Source organism: Mesorhizobium sp. WSM4848 (assembly GCF_055811375.1).
Genome location: NZ_JBVVPX010000009.1, coordinates 121,274 through 137,834, shown reverse-complemented (window position 1 = coordinate 137,834; position 16,561 = coordinate 121,274). Strand labels below are relative to the sequence as shown.

The 16,561-nt window shown below is 61.2% G+C and carries 13 protein-coding genes; 10 read left to right on the top strand and 3 right to left on the bottom strand.

Features of this window, described 5'->3' with window-relative positions; translation table 11 throughout:
• Positions 1-45: 45 nt before the first annotated feature.
• From AC0L16_RS11640 to AC0L16_RS11625, 4 genes are all read left to right on the top strand, one after another.
• Positions 46-1,377 carry a UDP-glucose dehydrogenase family protein gene (locus AC0L16_RS11640; RefSeq protein ID WP_473620841.1) on the top strand — a complete coding sequence of 444 codons (1,332 nt, stop codon included), beginning with the start codon at positions 46-48 and terminating at the stop codon, positions 1,375-1,377.
• A 91-nt stretch (positions 1,378-1,468) separates the two neighbouring features.
• A complete protein-coding gene (locus tag AC0L16_RS11635; RefSeq protein WP_473620840.1) occupies positions 1,469-2,929 on the top strand; it encodes a GMC oxidoreductase in 1,461 nt (486 codons plus the stop codon).
• Positions 2,926-3,375 carry a hypothetical protein gene (locus tag AC0L16_RS11630; RefSeq protein ID WP_473620838.1) on the top strand — a complete coding sequence of 150 codons (450 nt, stop codon included), beginning with the start codon at positions 2,926-2,928 and terminating at the stop codon, positions 3,373-3,375. Before AC0L16_RS11635 ends, AC0L16_RS11630 begins: the two co-directional genes overlap by 4 nt.
• An 82-nt stretch (positions 3,376-3,457) precedes the next feature.
• A complete protein-coding gene (locus AC0L16_RS11625) occupies positions 3,458-4,537 on the top strand; it encodes a glycosyltransferase (RefSeq protein ID WP_473620837.1) in 1,080 nt (359 codons plus the stop codon).
• A gap of 55 nt (positions 4,538-4,592) precedes the next feature.
• Here AC0L16_RS11625 and AC0L16_RS11620 read toward each other — a convergent pair whose 3' ends face one another.
• Both AC0L16_RS11620 and AC0L16_RS11615 read right to left on the bottom strand, forming a co-directional pair.
• The gene (locus AC0L16_RS11620; RefSeq protein ID WP_473620836.1) at positions 4,593-5,615 is read right to left on the bottom strand and encodes a phosphoribosyltransferase; all 1,023 of its coding nucleotides are present in this window, start codon (positions 5,613-5,615) and stop codon (positions 4,593-4,595) included.
• A gap of 38 nt (positions 5,616-5,653) precedes the next feature.
• A complete protein-coding gene (locus AC0L16_RS11615) occupies positions 5,654-7,150 on the bottom strand; it encodes a lipopolysaccharide biosynthesis protein (protein ID WP_473620835.1) in 1,497 nt (498 codons plus the stop codon).
• A 205-nt stretch (positions 7,151-7,355) separates the two neighbouring features.
• Here AC0L16_RS11615 and AC0L16_RS11610 point away from each other — a divergent pair, with 205 nt between their 5' ends.
• The 6 genes from AC0L16_RS11610 to AC0L16_RS11585 all read left to right on the top strand — a co-directional run bounded on the left by AC0L16_RS11610 (position 7,356) and on the right by AC0L16_RS11585 (position 15,055).
• The gene (locus AC0L16_RS11610) at positions 7,356-8,525 is read left to right on the top strand and encodes a glycosyltransferase family protein (protein WP_473620833.1); all 1,170 of its coding nucleotides are present in this window, start codon (positions 7,356-7,358) and stop codon (positions 8,523-8,525) included.
• A 25-nt stretch (positions 8,526-8,550) separates the two neighbouring features.
• On the top strand, positions 8,551-9,546 hold the full coding sequence (locus AC0L16_RS11605) for a glycosyltransferase family 2 protein (protein ID WP_473620832.1): 996 nt from the start codon (positions 8,551-8,553) through the stop codon (positions 9,544-9,546).
• Positions 9,546-10,496, top strand: coding sequence for a glycosyltransferase family 2 protein (locus AC0L16_RS11600; RefSeq protein ID WP_473620830.1), 951 nt, complete (start codon positions 9,546-9,548; stop codon positions 10,494-10,496). The genes AC0L16_RS11605 and AC0L16_RS11600 overlap by 1 nt, the downstream gene beginning before the upstream one ends.
• On the top strand, positions 10,486-11,454 hold the full coding sequence (locus AC0L16_RS11595) for a glycosyltransferase family 2 protein (RefSeq protein WP_473620829.1): 969 nt from the start codon (positions 10,486-10,488) through the stop codon (positions 11,452-11,454). Before AC0L16_RS11600 ends, AC0L16_RS11595 begins: the two co-directional genes overlap by 11 nt.
• Before the next feature lie 58 nt (positions 11,455-11,512).
• The gene (locus AC0L16_RS11590; protein WP_023796734.1) at positions 11,513-12,409 is read left to right on the top strand and encodes a UTP--glucose-1-phosphate uridylyltransferase; all 897 of its coding nucleotides are present in this window, start codon (positions 11,513-11,515) and stop codon (positions 12,407-12,409) included.
• A gap of 264 nt (positions 12,410-12,673) precedes the next feature.
• Positions 12,674-15,055 (top strand): polysaccharide biosynthesis tyrosine autokinase, encoded by a 2,382-nt coding sequence (locus tag AC0L16_RS11585; protein ID WP_473620827.1) that lies wholly within the window; start codon positions 12,674-12,676, stop codon positions 15,053-15,055.
• A gap of 386 nt (positions 15,056-15,441) precedes the next feature.
• Here the strand turns inward: AC0L16_RS11585 and AC0L16_RS11580 are convergent, their stop codons facing one another.
• Complete coding sequence (locus tag AC0L16_RS11580; RefSeq protein WP_473620826.1) at positions 15,442-16,524, bottom strand: acyltransferase family protein; 1,083 nt, start codon at positions 16,522-16,524, stop codon at positions 15,442-15,444.
• Between the last annotated feature and the right edge of the window lie 37 nt (positions 16,525-16,561).

Genomic DNA, 16,561 nt, shown 5'->3' with positions numbered 1-16,561 from the left:
GCCGGGCCGAAAGCGCTCCGAAGTCTTGAACAGGAATGAAATCACATGAATTTGACGGTCTTTGGAATCGGCTATGTCGGTCTGGTGCAGGCGGCGGTGCTTGCCGAAGTCGGCCATCAGGTCGTATGCGTCGACATCGACGTGAAAAAGGTGGAGCGGCTCAATCAGGGCCTCATCCCGATTTTCGAGCCCGGGCTCGAAAACCTCGTCAAGGAGAACCATGCGGCCGGCCGCATCAAGTTCACCACCGACGCCGCAGCCGCCGTCAAGCATGGCCAGATCCAGATGATCGCTGTCGGCACGCCTCCGGGCGAGGATGGTTCGGCCGACCTCAAATATGTGCTGGCCGTTGCCGAGGCCATCGGCCGGGAGATGGCCGCGCCCAAGATCGTCGTCGGCAAGTCGACCGTGCCGGTCGGCACCTGCGAAAAGATAAAGGCCAAGATCGCCGCGACGCTGAAGGCGCGGGGCCGCGAGGATCTGACTTTCGACGTCGCCTCCAATCCGGAATTCCTCAAGGAAGGCTCCGCGGTGGCCGACTGCATGAAGCCCGACCGCATCATCGTCGGCACCGGCAGCGAGGACACCGAGGCGGTGATGCGTGAGCTTTACGCTCCCTTCAACCGCAACCACGAGAAGATGATCGTGATGGATGTGCGCAGCGCCGAGTTCACCAAATACGCGGCCAATTGCATGCTGGCGACCAAGATCAGCTTCATGAACGAAATGGCCAATTTGGCCGAGGAACTCGGCGCCGACATCGAGGAGGTCCGCAAGGGCATCGGCAGCGATCCGCGCATCGGCTACCACTTCATCTATCCGGGCCTCGGTTATGGCGGCTCGTGCTTCCCCAAGGATGTGCGCGCCCTGATCAAGACCGCCGAAGGCGTCAAATTCGATGCCAAGCTGCTGCGCGCCGTCGAGGAACGCAACAACGAACAGAAATCGGTCCTGTTCGATAAGGTGAACCGCTATTTCAAGGGCAATCTGAAGGGCAAGACTTTTGCGCTGTGGGGCCTGGCCTTCAAGCCCAATACCGACGACATGCGCGAGGCGCCGGCTCGGGTTCTCATGGAAGCGCTCTGGAAGGCCGGCGCCAAAGTGCAGGCTTACGATCCCGAGGCGATGCAGGAATGCCAGGCCATCTACGGACTGCGCGAGGATCTACTCTTGTGCGGGACCAAGGAGGCAGCACTGCGTGGCGCCGATGCGCTCATGATCGCCACCGACTGGAAGACCTTCCAGGCGCCGTCGTTCGACGCGATCAAGGATGCGCTGTCCACGCCGATCATCTTCGACGGCCGAAACCTCTACGATCCCAAGGTCATCACTCGCTACGGCATCGAATATCACTCGATCGGCAGGATGGCGGCGTGAGACCGTGCGGGATAGGCCGGCCGGCTAGGACATCAAGGATGGTCGCGAAGGCTTCGATGAACGCGCTCGTGTCAACAAGGGGTCTTCTCTGATGGTGTTGGGCATCAGGCCGGAACAGATCGCCAACGAGCATTTCGATCTTGTCGCAGTCGGTTCCGGTTTCGGTTCGGCCTTCTTCCTGCATGCGTTCGCCAAGCAGCGAAAGGCACGCATTCTGGTTCTGGAATGGGGCCGGCACAACACGCATGATTGGCAGCTCGAGCAGAACGTCAACACCGACATCGAGGACGAGACCACCTACAAGACCAACTCAGACAAGCCGTGGAACTATACCATCGGATTGGGTGGCGGAACGAATTGCTGGTTCGCGCAGACGCCGCGCTTTCATCCGAACGACTTCAGGCTGAAAAGTCTCTACGGCGTCGGTAACGATTGGCCGATCAGCTATGACGAGCTCGAGCCGTTCTACTGCGATGCAGAGGACGTCATGTCGATTTCAGGCGACCCCGACATGGCGGCGATGATGCCGCGTTCCAGGCCATTTCCCCAGCCACCGCATCACATGTCGACGCCGGACCGGATGATGAAAGCGGCGCAGCCGGACCAGCATTTTGTCATGCCGACAGCCCGGGCGCGGGTGCCGACCGCGCAGCGGTCTTCGTGCTGCGCCAACTTGCGATGCGGATTATGCCCGGTCGATGCCAAATTCACCGCCAACAATGGCCTGATGCACGTCTTCGAGCATCCCGACGTTTCGGTCTGCCTTGGCGCTGAAGTGCGCCGGCTCGACCATGTCGGCGGTTCGGTCCGTTCGGTCGCATTCGTGCATGAGGGCAAGGAATATTCGGTCAGCGGCGATCTTTTCATACTGGGTGCCAATGCCATCCAGAGCCCGGCGATCATGTTGCGGTCCGGCCTGTCGGGCGAATTCGTCGGGCGCGGCCTGCACGAATCCTACGGATGGAACTTCGAAGCCTATCTCGACAGTGTCGATAATTTCGACGGAAGCACCATCACCACCGGCTTGAATTTCGGCCTTTATGACGGCGCTCACAGATCAGACCATGCGGCGGCGCTGGTCTATTTCGAAAACCGCTGGCAGCACGGGATGCGCCCCGAAAAGGGACGTGTCCGTCAGACGCTTCCCCTCATCATTGTTACCGAAGACCTGCTCGACCCGGAAAATCTCGTGATTCTCGACGAGGATGAAAACGCCTTTGTCAGTTTCGCGGGAGCATCCGACTATGCGGTCAAGGGCATGGCGCGGGCAAAGGAGAAATTGGCGGCGCTTCTGGCGCCGCTGCCGGTCGAAGAGATCTTCGATCGCGGCATCCGGCGCACCGAGTCGCATGTCCAGGGCACGTTGCGGATGGGCTCGGGCCCGGCGGATTCGGTCGTCGATCGGGACATGATCCACCATCAGCTCAGGAACCTGGTTGTCGTCGGCTCGAGCACATATCCAAGCTGCTCCTGCGCCAACCCGAGCCTGACGGCGGCAGCCCTCTCCCTGCGGGCGGCGAGCCGGATAGCAGGAAAGGAAATGGCCGGATGACCACGGTTTCGCGACGCGCGGCACTGGCCATCATGGCTGGCGGAGTTGCTTCGACCGGCATCGCCTACGCCACTGTTTCCTCGCTTTCGGACGAGGACCTGGTGCGTGTCACGCTCGAAAGATATTTCGGCAGGCTGAACATGCGCATCGAGCATTTGCAGCAGTTCGTCCTGGAATTCCAGAAGCGGAACCCCTGGATATTTCCGAACACAAAGCTGGGCGATGCTGTCACTCTGCTTGAGGAGCTGAAATTGGGCGCCGCACGCCGGTTTCTGCCCGAACAGAAAAAAGAGGATCTGAGACATTTCGACCGCTGGGTCATTGCCGAGTTCCATATGCTGACCGACTACGCCCGGCGCAGTTCGCCAGCCGACCCGGTCCGCTTCACCGGATGGCAGCCATGCACCAATCCGTTCGCCAATTTAGAGACGCAGCAGAATGCTTGAAGCGGGTCGCAAGCCAGCATCCGTAAATAAGCCGTGTATCATTGCCCGTTAAACTTTGAGAATGCGACAAGGAGCCGAAACCATGAAAGTGCTTTTTGCAGGCGGTAACGGTTACACGCCCCAGTTCAGCGGCGGTGTCCAGTCCAGCACCCATCATCTTGCCGAACAGTTGCGCGAGCGCGGGCATGAGGCTTCGGTGCTCGCCGCCTTGTTCGGCCAGGGCGTCTTCGGCTACAAGGCGCGCGCCAAGATGAAGCTTTTGAGGCAACGCGCTGTCATCGACAGCTTTCCGGGCTATCCGGTCGTGCGCGCCTGGTTTCCCTGGGAGGCAGCGGGTTTTGCCGTCGAAAAGCTGAGGCCGGATGTCGCCGTGGTCCAGTGCCACAAGTCGGTTCCGATCGGTAAGGCGCTGCAGGTCGAAGGCGTGCCGTTAGTCGTCTATCTCAGGAACGTCGAGTTCCACGAATTGGGCGGCGATCTGCGCGAACTGCATTCGGCGCTCTACATCGCCAATTCCGAGTTCACGGCGCGCACCTACAAGGCGAAATTCGATATCGATTCGACGATTATACCGCCGACCATCAATCCCGCGCTCTACCGCACGCCGACGACAGGCGAGTTTGTCACGCTGATCAACCCCTATGAGGAAAAAGGTTTCGAGCTTGCGGTGCGCATCGCCGCCGCCTGCTCTGAAATCCCGTTCCTGTTCGTCGAAAGCTGGAAGCTTGACGATGATCATCGGGCCCGGATCGAGCAGACGATCGCGCCGCTCGGCAACGTCACGCTGGAGAGCCGGACCAACGACATGAAGACGGTCTACGGCCGCACGAAAATCCTGCTGGCTCCCAGCAAATGGGAAGAGGCCTGGGGCCGGGTGGCGTCGGAAGCCCATTGCAGCGGCATTCCAGTCGTCGGCTCACGTCGTGGCGGCCTGCCCGAAGCGATCGGCTCCGGTGGCGTGGTGCTGGATTACGATGCCCCACTCGCCGACTGGGTGGCAGTGGTCAGGCGTCTGTGGACCGACAGCCAGGAATATGGGCGGCTCTCAGCGGCGGCGCGTGCATTCTCCGAGCGCCCGGAACTCGATCCGGCGGGTCAGTTCGCGACCTTCTTCTCGATGCTCGAGAGGGCGACACGACAGCCTTCGCGGCAAGCCGCCTAACGCATGTCGCGCAAAAACGCGCGTCGCGTGACGCGCTTTAAGTCCCGAACCAGGTTCAAGCCGGTCGTTTGACCCGGCTTTTCAGCGTCTCGTAACCGCGTTCGCCAAGCAGCGTGCGCGCGACGGTCTTGATTGCCGTCTTGCGCCCGTCAGGCGAACTGATCTGCCGCAACCTGCCCGGAAGGTTGCGCGCCGCCTGTCCAAGTGCCGGAAGTGACAGCGTGTCGGGATAAATTACCAGATGCGTTTCCACGCACAGCACCGGCTTGCCGGAAAGCTCGGCGATCTTGAGGGCCTGCTGGTGCTCGCTTTCGATGAACAGGATGGCATCGGATTTGCGGTAGAAATCGGCTTTGAAACTGCCATGCACGCCAAGCCGTTGCCGTTCTGCCTTGCTCGGCAGGTCAAGCATGATCAGCTTGTCGTATTCTATGCTGTGCTTTGCCAGCCATGCTTCGGTAAGCGCGCGGTATTTCTCGAGTCGGCTGGTGACGAGCCAGCCGATCTTGCGGGTCGGGCCAAACAGAGGCAGCGCTTCGCCCAGGAATTTCTCATAGGCGGGGCCGTCGTCGTTCTCTGCTTCGGTCGGGTCCAGGCAAAGCACGCCGTCAATGTCGACGCAGCATTGCGCGAGGAATTTGTGGTGCATGAAGTTCCATTGGAACATCCTTGGATGCGGAACGACCTCGAGGACGATGTCGGTTTCGTCGTGTTGGGGCAGCAGGCCGAACACCGCGGCAAAGGTGAAGTCCGCCTTTATGCCGGCGGCCTCTACCCGGCTCCGCGCCTCTCTCATGGCAGCGCCGCCGCTGACGCTGTCATCGATCACCAGGACCTTGCGCATATCGGTCGCCTGGCGGTCGAGCGCCGCGCGGCGTTTGGTGACGCCCGAAGTATAGATCTTTCCGGCCAGGAAACTGTCCAGGTCGGTCATCGGAATGTTCGCCGTCAGGCTGAGCAGGGTGGCGGCGAGAATGCCGCTTCGCGGGACCCCGACCACCAGGTCGATGTCGCGCGGCAACCGGTGAAGGTTCCTGACAATCGCATCATTCATGTCGGAAATCGATCGGTAGTGCATGGGATCAGACCTGGTCCTCGTATGGATGTCCGTGCAAGTTACTTCGCCTCGCCTGGTGCTGCCGCAGGCGCCCGTGCCGGCAGCAGTTTTACGGCCTCCAGCAACGCCTCGCGGCCGGAAGCAAACGCCAGCGCGACCACAATGGTGACCATATAGGACAGCACAACCGCGCTCACCATGGCGAGGATATGCTGTTGCGGTAGCAGCGGCTTGGCGAACCAAATTGCGGCAAGCGCCAGATGCGCGCCAAGCACGAAGGGCGTTGCCGCGCGAAGCATATGGCTTGCCCGCAGCGGCCCGGTCTTGCCGATATACAGCCACAGAAAAGGCGTTCTGAGATACTCGCTGACCGCATAGGCGATCGCCACGCCCAGCGCGCCATAGGGCAGGCCGACCAGGAAGGCCAGCACCGACGTCAAGGCTGTTATGATGCCCCAGCGCATGAAATCGCCGGAGCGGCCCTGGCTGATGAAAAGCCATCCCGCCGGGTTGTTGAGCGGCTGCAGCAGCCCGGCAAAACCGAGCGCCAGGAAGATGCTGGAACTCTGCCGCCACTGCTCGCCGAGCACGAACGGTATCAGCACGTCGGCCATGGCGATGGCGAAGGCGACACCTGGAAGTGCGACCAGCAATATCAGCGGCATGACGCGAAGATAAGCGCTGCGGTAGCGATCCGGCTCGTCCTTCAGCCTGGAAAGAGCCGGCACCATGACCTTCGACAGCGGATTGGTGATCTGGCTCAACGGAAACAGAAGCAGCTTGTAGGCGCGGTCATAGAGTCCAAGCTGCGCTTCGCCCCAGTATTTTCCGATCAGCACATTGTCGAGGTTTCGGGCAAAGAAGTTGGCGAAGTTGAACCCGGTGATGCCGGCGCCGAAATTGATCAGCTCGCTAATGCCGTTGACCTTGCGCGGCAGGCTGGGGCGCCATCGCGAGTTTGCCCAATAGCAAAGCGTGGGCAGTACGGCTGCTGTCAGGGTGCCGGCAAAAAGCGCCCAATAGGAACGGTCGATGAAAGTCCAGGCGATCGATACGGCAAGGCCGGCAATGGCACTTGCGACGTCGATGATGGCCAAGCGGGCGAACTGCATTCGGCGTGTCAGCAGCGCCAGATGCTGGGCGCCCAGCCCATAGGCTATGATCTGCAGCCCGAGTGCCGCCACCAGACCTGACACCCGCGGTTCGCTGTAGAAGGCGGCGACCAGAGGCGCCGCGCCGGCAAGCACGCAGGCGAGCAATGCGCTAACCGCGACATTGACCCAGAAGAGGTAATTGACCTCCTCATGCTTGATTCCGCTTTTCTGGACCGTCGCCTGGGTTAGGCCGAAATCCTGGAACAGCGCGATGAAAGCCAGCACAGGCGCGCACATCGCCACGACGCCGAAGTCCTGCGGCGAGAGCAGGCGCGACAGCACGATGACGGAGACGATCTGTGTCGCAACCCGCACCGATTGCGCCAAAGCCGTAATGATAGCGCCGCGTCCGACCGATCTGCGGAGAGAGCCCTCTGGCGGGTCGAATGCATTGGCTTGCAAATTCAGGGTCCCTGATTTCGTGCCGGTCCCGGAGTCCCGATCCATGCCCGATGCTGCCATCAAACTACGGCAATAATTTTGCAGCGCAACAAAAAACGTCGACACAAAAAACGTCGATTCCTGCTACGCTGCACCAAAAATGTTGCGATGCAGCACAAGCTGTACTAGGATTCTTTCGGGTGGGCCAACAGCGGTCGAGTTTTTCATGCTGCATGTCTTGTACTTGGTGCACGACGTCTCCGACCCGGCAGTGCGCCGGCGGATCATAATGCTCAAGGCAGGCGGCGCCCAGGTCACACTGGCAGGCTTTCGCCGGTCAGCGAGCCCTATCGCCGAGGTCGAGGGCTTGCATCCGATCGATCTTGGCGCAACGCGCAATGGGCGATTCGCCCAGCGGCTGGCAGCGGTCACCAAGGCGGCGGTTTCGATCGGGTCGAAACTCGGTTCGATGCCCAGACCCGACCTCATCATCGCGCGCAATCTGGAAATGCTGGCGCTTGCCCGGCGTGCCAAATCGGCGTTCCAGGCAACCGTGCCGATCGTCTATGAGTGTCTCGACATCCATCGTCTGATGCTTCGCGACGATTTTCTGGGCAAGGCGATGCGCGGCGCGGAGCGCTATCTGGCCAGGGATGTAAAGCTGCTAGTCACCAGTTCGCCGGCCTTCATCGCAAACTATTTCAAGCCGTTCGGGCAGATTGCCGCGCCGGTCGAACTGCTCGAAAACAAATATTTCGAGCTTGCCGCGGTTTCGCTGAATGATCGCATGGCGACAGAGCCGGTGGCTCCGCCTTGGCGGATCGGCTGGTTCGGCGCGCTCCGATGCCGCCGCTCCCTGGAGCTGCTGGCCGAATTTTCCCGACGACTCGAGGGCCGCTTCGAAATCATCCTAAGGGGCCGTCCGGCGCTTTCCGAATTTCCGGATTTCCACGGTTTCGTCGAATCTGAGCCTTGGCTCTCGTTTGGCGGGCCCTATCGGAATCCCGAAGATATGGCGACGATCTACCGTGAGGTTCATTTTTCCTGGGCCATCGATTTTTTCGAGCAGGGGCTGAATTCTGAATGGCTGCTGCCCAACCGCCTCTACGAGGGCTGCCGCTTCGGCGCCGTGCCGATCTCGATGGGCCACACCGAAACCGGCCGGTTCCTCGACCAGCAGGGAATTGGTGTTCTTTTGCCTCAAGCCACGCCCGAGGCACTCGAAGCCGCCTTGGGTGAATTGGAGGAGCATCGTTTCGGGAAATTGCGGGCGCGTGTTCTTGCCCGCAATCCGCGAACCTGGAGCCACAATCGCAGCGATTGCCGGGCGCTTGTCGAAAAGCTTCGCGGGTTGACGGCCGTGCCCGATTCATATGCTGCCAAGGCACTGGCTTAGGATGGTTATGGATGGATATGGGCCGATGATGCAGACCAAAATTCTTCCGTCCGGCCTGATCGTGATTCCGTGCCTGAACGAAGCGGCTCACATCGGCGCGCTTGTTCATGAGCTTCGCCCGGCGGCCGAGAGGCTCGGTGCCCGGATCATCGTTGCCGATGGCGGCAGCACGGACGGCACAAGGGCGATCATCGAGGAGATCGCCGGGAAGGATCCGCGAATCATCCTTCTTCACAACGAAAAACGCCTCCAGAGTGCGGCGATCAATCTCGCCGTGGCCAGTTATGGCGAAGGGGCTGAATATGTCATTCGCATCGACGCGCATGGCGGCTATCCCCCGGATTATTGTGACCGGCTGGTCGAGGAGGCGCGGATCACCGGCGCGGATTCGGTCGTCGTCTCCATGCTGACCAGCGGCAGCGGTATCGTGCAGAAAGCGGTGGCGGCTGCACAGAATTCCAAGCTCGGCACTGGCGGTTCCAAGCATCGGCATCTCTCAGTGGGAGAGTGGGTCGATCACGGCCACCATGCGCTGATGCGAATATCGGCCTTCAAGGTGGTTGGCGGCTATGACGAGACGTTCAGCCACAACGAGGATGCGGAACTCGACTACCGGCTGCGCAAGGCCGGTTACCGGATTTGGATGAGCGGCAAGACGCAAATGATCTATTACCCGCGCTCATCGCTCGCCGGCCTCTATTTCCAGTATCTCGGCTATGGCCGCGGCCGGGCAAAGAACATTCTCAAGCACCGTATGATGCCGAAGGTCCGGCAGATGGTGCCGCTTCTGGTGTTCCCAGTCGTCATTTTCGCGGCTTTTTCCTTCGTGCATTGGCTGGCGATCACGCCGCTGCTGGTGTGGGCGTCGGTCTGTCTCGGTTATGGCGCGTGGACCGCCATCAGCCAGCGCAATCCGGACAATGCGCTTGCCGGGATTTCGGCGATGGTCATGCATTTCGGCTGGTCCGTCGGCTTCTGGCTGCAACTGCTTGGACCGCGATCACAGCGCAGGGTGGCGTGATGGGTGCGGCCGAAAAGAACCGCAGCGTCGACATCTGCGTCTGCACGTTTCGGCGGCCGGAGCTTGCCGACACACTTCGCTCGGTAGCCGCCCTGGACGTGCCTTCGGGATTCGACATCCGCGTCATCGTCGCCGACAATGATGACGGGCCGACGGCCGAACTGCTGGTGGCGACGCTGGCGGAGACGCTGAAGCTGCCGATCAGCTATCGTCATTGCCCGGCACGCAACATCTCGATCGCCCGCAATGCCTGCCTCGACGCCAGCACGGCGGATTTCGTCGCCTTCCTCGATGATGACGAAACGGCATCGCCCAGATGGCTCGTCGAACTGGTTGCGACGGCGGACTTGAGTGGCGCTGCCGCCGTGCTCGGGCCAGTGCGGGCGCGCTACCGGCCGGATGCGCCCAACTGGATGCGCCGCGGCGATTTTCACTCCACCTTGCCCGTCTGGGTGGGCGGCGAGATCCGCACCGGCTACACCTGCAACGTCCTGCTCAGGATGGGCGCCGACAGCCTCCGCGGTCGGCGATTCAGCCTGGCGCGTGGCCAGACCGGCGGCGAGGACACCGAATTCTTCGACCATATGGTCAAGGCCGGCGGTCGCATCGCCTTTTCGCCGCAGGCCTGGGTCGATGAAGTGGTGCCGCGCGCCAGGGCGGCTTTCGACTGGCTCCGTCGCCGCCGGTTCCGCGTCGGGCAGACGCATGGGCACCTGCTGGGGCGCGACGCGCATGGCCTCGCGCTGGTCAGGCAAGTCGGCCTCGCCTCGGCAAAGGCTTTTTTTTGTTTCGCATCGGCAATCCCGGTCGCCATCAGTCCCATGCGCAGGAACCGCAGTGTGCTTCGCGGCATCATGCATGTCGGGGTCGTGAGCGGTCTTGTCGGGGTGCGTGAAATCCGCCAATACGGCCTGCCCTCGCCGCAGGAAGGGGGCAAGCGTGCAGCCTGACGTCACCTTTGTCATTGCCGCCTACAATTCGGAGTTGACCATCGAGCGGGCGATCGCCAGCGCCATCGCCCAGCGCGATGTCAGCGTGGAGGTGATCGTCGTCGACGACCAGTCGCGCGACCGGACGCTCGATCTGGCGCGATCCTACCCCGAAAACATCGTGCGCGTCGTCGCACTTGAGCAAAACCGCGGTCCAGGCGGCGCCAGGAATGCCGGCCTTGAGCTTGCCCGCGGCAGGTGGGTGGCGGTCCTCGATTCCGACGACGCGGTCTATCCCGGGCGGATCTGCACCATGATTGACCGCGCCGAGAAAGCGGGCGCCGCGATCGCGGTCGACAATCTCCAGGTCGTTCGCGAGGACGGTGTTGCCGAGGAGGCGATGTTCCCGGCCGACTATCTCGAGGGCTTGAGTGAAATCTCGCTGGCGGACTATATTGCTGGCAATGTGGTCTTCGAATCCAGGTTCAATCTCGGCTATCTCAAACCGATCTTCCAGCGCCGGTTTCTGAACGAAAACGGGCTTCGCTATGACGAAAGCCTGATCATCGGCGAGGACTACATCCTGATGGCCAGTGCTCTGGCCAAGGGCGGCAAGTGCGTGGTCGAGCCGACGACCGGCTATGTCTACCATATCCGGACCGGCTCCATTTCCCGCGTGCTCGAACTTCATCACGTCGAGGCGATGCGTAAGGCCGACCTCGTTTTCGCCAGAACCCATTCGATGGACGCAAAGGCCGCAGCCGCTTTCGCAAGGCGCACGCGCAGCCTGCGTAAGGCGTCGTCGTTCCTTTCTCTGGTCCAGCACATCAAGGCGCGATCTCCACTCAAGGCGGTGTGGACGGCGCTGAGCGATCCGGCGGCGGTTTGGCATATGAGCATGCCGATCGCCGTTCGGCTGCGAAGGGTGGCGGCGCAATTTGCCGTGGGTGCGGGGGAGGTGAAGGGTGCAGGCAGCTGAAAAATAGTTTTCGCGGCCTGCGACAGGTTGAAGTCGATCTCCTCAGAAGGAATATGCAATGAAGAAAGTCAGGAAGGCAGTCATACCGGTAGCGGGGCTTGGAACGCGATTCCTGCCGGCGACCAAATCGATGCCGAAGGAAATGCTGCCGGTCGTCGACAGGCCTGTCGTGCAATATGCTGTGGACGAGGCGTTCGAAGCCGGCATCGAGCATATTGTCTTCGTGACGGGCCGCAACAAGGCGGTCATTGAGGATTATTTCGACCTGCATCCAGAATTGATCGGAACTTTGGAGCAGACCGGCAAGACGGCGCAGCTTCAGGCGCTGGAAAGCCTGCTTCCCGTGGCTGGTGCGACGAGCTTCATCCGGCAGCAGTCGCCGCAAGGTCTCGGCCATGCGGTATGGTGCGCCCGGGAAGTCATCGGCGATGAGCCCTTCGCATTGCTGTTACCGGACATGGTGTCCTTCGGCGGCCGCGGATGTCTCGCTGAAATTGCCGACCTCTATGCGCAGACCGGCGGAAACGTAATCGCCGTCGAGCGCTGCGACCCGACCGAGACCAGCAAATACGGCATCGTCGGCTGCGGCGCCGATGTCGGCTCGGGCTTCGAGGTCACCGCCATGGTCGAAAAGCCGGCTCCGGCGAATGCGCCGTCGAACTACTACATCAACGGCCGCTATATCCTGCAGCCCGAGATATTCGGGCTGCTCGGCAATCAGCAGCGCGGCGCCGGCAATGAGATCCAACTGACCGACGCCATGGTCCGCCTTGCGCAAAGCCAGGCTTTCTTCGCCCAGCCCTTCAACGGCCGGATGTTCGATTGTGGCTCGAAAGAAGGGTTCATCCAGGCCAATGTCGCCTTCGCGCTGGCGCGCGACGACATGAAGGGACCGATCTTCGAGATGCTTCAGGAGTTCGTCCGGTTGCATGAGCGCCGGGTGGAAGCCGCATAAAGCCCATTTTTTGGGAGCAAGCATATGAATGGTGACGCAAGACATGCCGATATGTTTGGCTGCCCAGGTCTCGCGGTGGCTGGCATGAAGCTTGCGTTGGGCATATGCTGATGCTCCCGATCTGCGCTAGCGCCTGCAAACGAGAGCAGCGGACCCGAGTGGAGACAGGGTTTGGGAAAATCCGAGGCTCGAACAAAGATAGAGCGGCGGCGCGTTCGACTTGAGAGACCGCCGCTCTAGATGCAAACTTGAATTGGACCGAAGATGAATTATGCCAATTTTCCTCTCGACAAGAGGAAACCATTGCCGAGTTCGGACCCAGTCAGCGCCGACGATTTCATCGATGTCGAGCGCCTGCTCGGCATGGCAGCAAGGCAGGCAAAGGTGGTTGCGGCATGCGCTGCCATCGGTCTTTTTCTGGGCGTGCTCTATTTGCAGACCACGCCTCCCACCTACATGGCGACAAGCCGTGTGCTGATCGACGAAGGGTTGAACAAGGTCGTTGACGAGGTCTCGGCGGCGTCGGTCAGCATGCAGACCGACTCCGCCATTCTGAGCCAAATCGAAATACTCCACTCGGCGAGACTGGCGGCGGTGGTCGTCGACAAGCAGAAACTCGATCAGAACGACGCTTTCATGGATCCTCCGACGTCGGCCGTGTCGAAGGCTGCCGGTTTTGTGCGCGGCGTGGTCCGGTATTTCCGTCCCAATCCCTCCGTGGGTACGGCCGACGTTACTCAGCTTGATCCGGCGACGCGTGACGCGATGATTGCCTCGTCACGGCGCGATTACGCAATCCTCAAACTGCAGGACGAGGTGCAAGCCGAGCGCATTGGTCGAAGCTATGTGATCTCCATCGCCTACCAGGCGACGGACCCCGCACTTGCGACCGCGGTCACGAAAGCCTATGCCGACGCCTATCTCGCCGATCAGCTCGATGCGAGCTTCGATGCGACCGAGCGGGCGGCGGTCTGGCTGCAAGGCCGGCTGACGGAGCTTCGTGAAAGTTCCCAGGCAGCGGCGCTCGCCGTCGAGAAGTTCAGGGCCGAACATGGACTGGCCGTCGATGACGGCCAGTTGATCAGTGACAAGCAACTGTCGGACCTCAATGGCCAGCTCATTGAGGCGCAGGCCGATACCGCGCGCGCCAGCGCCCGCTACCAGCAATACAAGTCGATCGTCGAAAGCGGTTCGGACAACGCGTTCAGGGACGCCGCCATATCCGCCGACCAGCCGGCCAACTCGATCATTTCGACGCTCAAGACCCGCTATCTCACTGTCGCCAAGCGGCAGCAGGATATCGAAGCCAATTTTGGGGCTGAGCATCCCCAGGCGGTCGCGCTTGCCAAGGAAAAGGCCGACATATCGGCGCAGATATTCGGCGAGCTGAAGCAATTGACCGAAAGCTACCGCAACGAGTACGAAGTCGCTCTGGCGCGCGAGACGGCGCTCCGCGCAAATGTTGCGTTAGCGGCTGGCAAGAGTTCCATCGACAACCAGTCGCAGGTCAAGCTGCGCGAACTGGAGCAGAAGGCAACGGCGCTCTCGACGCTCTATCAAACCTTCCTTGGCCGCTACGAGGAAGCCTCCCAGCAGCAATCCTTCCCGGTCGGCAAGATCCGCGTCATCTCGGATGCGACGCTGCCAAAGTCCGCGGCAACCCCGCGCACGTCCATAGTGCTGGGACTTTCGCTCGTGCTTGGCGTGATGTTGGGAGCCGGGGTTGGTGGCCTGAATGAGTTCAGGGAGCGGTTCTTCAGGACCGGCGAAGACGTTCGCGATCGCGTCGGCTTCAAATTCCTCGGCTATTTGCCGATCATTGGCAGCAAGGTCGCTAAGGACGATAAGCGCGATGACGGTCAGGCGGATATCAAAAACGCCCAATCGCCGTCGGCGGCTGAAAGACGCGCGCGCATGCGGGTGAGCATCGACGCCCCGGCATCGATGTTTTCCGAGACGCTGCGGAGCGCCAAGATTGCCTTCGACGTGGTGATGGAAGGGCAAGGCAGCCGGGTCATTGGCGTGATCTCGGTCCTTCCCGGCGAGGGCAAGTCGACCGTGGCGGCGAATCTGGCCGGATTGCTTGCCGCCAACGGGTCGAAAACGCTGCTGGTCGACGGCGACCTGCGTAACCCCGGCCTTAGCCGCAGCCTTGGCATGGAGGCCGAGCAAGGCCTGATGGAAGCGGTGGTGAGCGGGCAGACCTGGCAGTCCGTCGGCAAGATCGACCGACAGACCAAGCTGGCGATCGTCCCCGCCGTGCCGCGCGGTCATTTCTCGCACACAAGCGAGCTTCTGTCGTCGGCCGGGATGCGGCGTTTCATCGACAATGCCAAGGAGACCTTCCAATACATCATCGTCGATCTGCCGCCGCTCGGCCCCGTGGTCGATGCCAAGGCCTTTGCTCCGCTTGCCGACGGCTTCGTGCTAGTGACCGAGTGGGGGCGCACGCCGCGTGCGATGGTGCAATCCATATTGAGTTCGGAATCCTATATCGCCAACAAGATCGTCGGCGTGGTTCTCAACAAGGTCGATTTGAAGAAGCTGGCGAAGTATGGATCGATCGGCGGCTCGGAAAAATTCTTCGACAGATATTCGTCATACTATCTGGAGAAGTCGGAAGCGCGGACGAAGGTGAACAGCTGAGGCCGGTCTGTCGGATCGATATTGAGCAAGCGTCGTCTTCCGCCGCGAGGCCGATACCGGGCCCGAGGCCGTCATAAGAATGATGTCCCTCGGAGACTGTTTCGAAATTCGCTCTGGCGAGTCATATGGTGGTGGTTTCGAGAACCGGCGCGCAGCGGACATTTGGGTCCGTGAGCACCGGAAGCGCAGAAAACGCCATCAGATGGCCGCCAGAGTAGACTTTCCAAACGGTCTCTTAGGGTGCCGGTCGATTTCCTCGCTTGACCAGTAGAGATCGCCGGGCCGCGACGGGTCGCGCAAAAGCGTGCGCACCCTGCTTTGTGCCGGACATTCCACTGTTGGATAGGACGTTTGCGGCCAGGAACCGGCGTGACAACGCTGGCGCGTTACGCCGCCTTGAGACGGTAGCGGAAGATGGTGTGGTCGAGCAGAAGCCGGATGCGCGGTTCGGCCTCGATCGCAATCAGCCAGCTCGCGGCGATCATGGTCGCCCCGACGATCACCACCGAAAGCAGGTATGGCACTCCTGCACGCATCAAGGCGCCGAGAATGGCTGCGCCGACGACATTATGGATCAGATAGAGAGGGTAGGTCATCAGGCCGATCCGGCGCCAGCCGCGCCATGACAGGTCGAGCCGTAACGACCACGCCATCAGCGCCATGGCAGCGAGGAACAGGACGATCGGCGGCGCGTAGGGCATCGCGGCTTCGACCTTGACGCTGCGGACGTCGACAGCACTTATGATTTGCAGCACGCCGCCGGCCAGGAACAAGGCGCAGAAGACAAGGCGGGCGGGCGTCACTGCCTTGAAACGCATCAGCCAGAACAGCACACCTGTCGCGAAAAAACATCCGTGATGCACCAGGAGCAGGTCGAGCCAGCGCGCCTCGGCAAGGTCCGTCCAGTCGAATGGATAGTACAGACACCAGAAAAGCGTGCTGATCGCGCCGAGCGCAACTGCCACCGCTTCCATCAGGTCGAAGCGGCCGAGCCGCAGCAGGGTCCAGACGACGGCATAAAAGGCGATCTCGATGCCGAGCGTCCAGTAGACGCTGTCGACCCAGGGGTTGAACGGAACGAACAGCGCGGTGCGTATGAGCGTGGTGATAGCGTCCGCCGGCCAACTGAGATCGACGAGAAGCAGCACCATCGCGGTGATCGGCGCACAAATCCAGACGGCCGGCGCCAATCGTTTCACCCTTGCCTCGAAAAACCGCAGCGGTGTCGAATGCTCGGCGCTGAAGGCGATGACGAAGCCGCTGATGACGAAGAATATCTGGACGCCGACCCATCCGAATTGGACCAGTCCGCCTATTTCCGGATGCGGCGGGATGTCGCCCGCCGCGCGCGCCGATACGCCCTCGGGGAACGCCCACAGCCAGAAGCCGTAGTGGTAGACCATCACGAGGACAGCGGCGACAAAACGCAGGATGTCGACGCCGCCGAATGTGGTTTTTTGCTGAGCCATGCCGTGCCTTCGGAACGGCCCCCCACGCAGAAGTTTA

Bases quoted from the DNA above. Each gene is read 5' to 3' on its own strand.
- AC0L16_RS11635 (WP_473620840.1), top strand. From the start codon at position 1,469: ATGGTGTTGGGCATCAGGCCGGAACAGATCGCCAACGAGCATTTCGAT.
- AC0L16_RS11620 (WP_473620836.1), bottom strand. From the start codon at position 5,615: ATGCACTACCGATCGATTTCCGACATGAATGATGCGATTGTCAGGAAC.
- AC0L16_RS11625 (WP_473620837.1), top strand. From the start codon at position 3,458: ATGAAAGTGCTTTTTGCAGGCGGTAACGGTTACACGCCCCAGTTCAGC.
- AC0L16_RS11580 (WP_473620826.1), bottom strand. From the start codon at position 16,524: ATGGCTCAGCAAAAAACCACATTCGGCGGCGTCGACATCCTGCGTTTT.
- AC0L16_RS11605 (WP_473620832.1), top strand. From the start codon at position 8,551: ATGATGCAGACCAAAATTCTTCCGTCCGGCCTGATCGTGATTCCGTGC.
- AC0L16_RS11640 (WP_473620841.1), top strand. From the start codon at position 46: ATGAATTTGACGGTCTTTGGAATCGGCTATGTCGGTCTGGTGCAGGCG.
- AC0L16_RS11590 (WP_023796734.1), top strand. From the start codon at position 11,513: ATGAAGAAAGTCAGGAAGGCAGTCATACCGGTAGCGGGGCTTGGAACG.
- AC0L16_RS11630 (WP_473620838.1), top strand. From the start codon at position 2,926: ATGACCACGGTTTCGCGACGCGCGGCACTGGCCATCATGGCTGGCGGA.
- AC0L16_RS11585 (WP_473620827.1), top strand. From the start codon at position 12,674: ATGAATTATGCCAATTTTCCTCTCGACAAGAGGAAACCATTGCCGAGT.
- AC0L16_RS11610 (WP_473620833.1), top strand. From the start codon at position 7,356: ATGCTGCATGTCTTGTACTTGGTGCACGACGTCTCCGACCCGGCAGTG.
- AC0L16_RS11600 (WP_473620830.1), top strand. From the start codon at position 9,546: ATGGGTGCGGCCGAAAAGAACCGCAGCGTCGACATCTGCGTCTGCACG.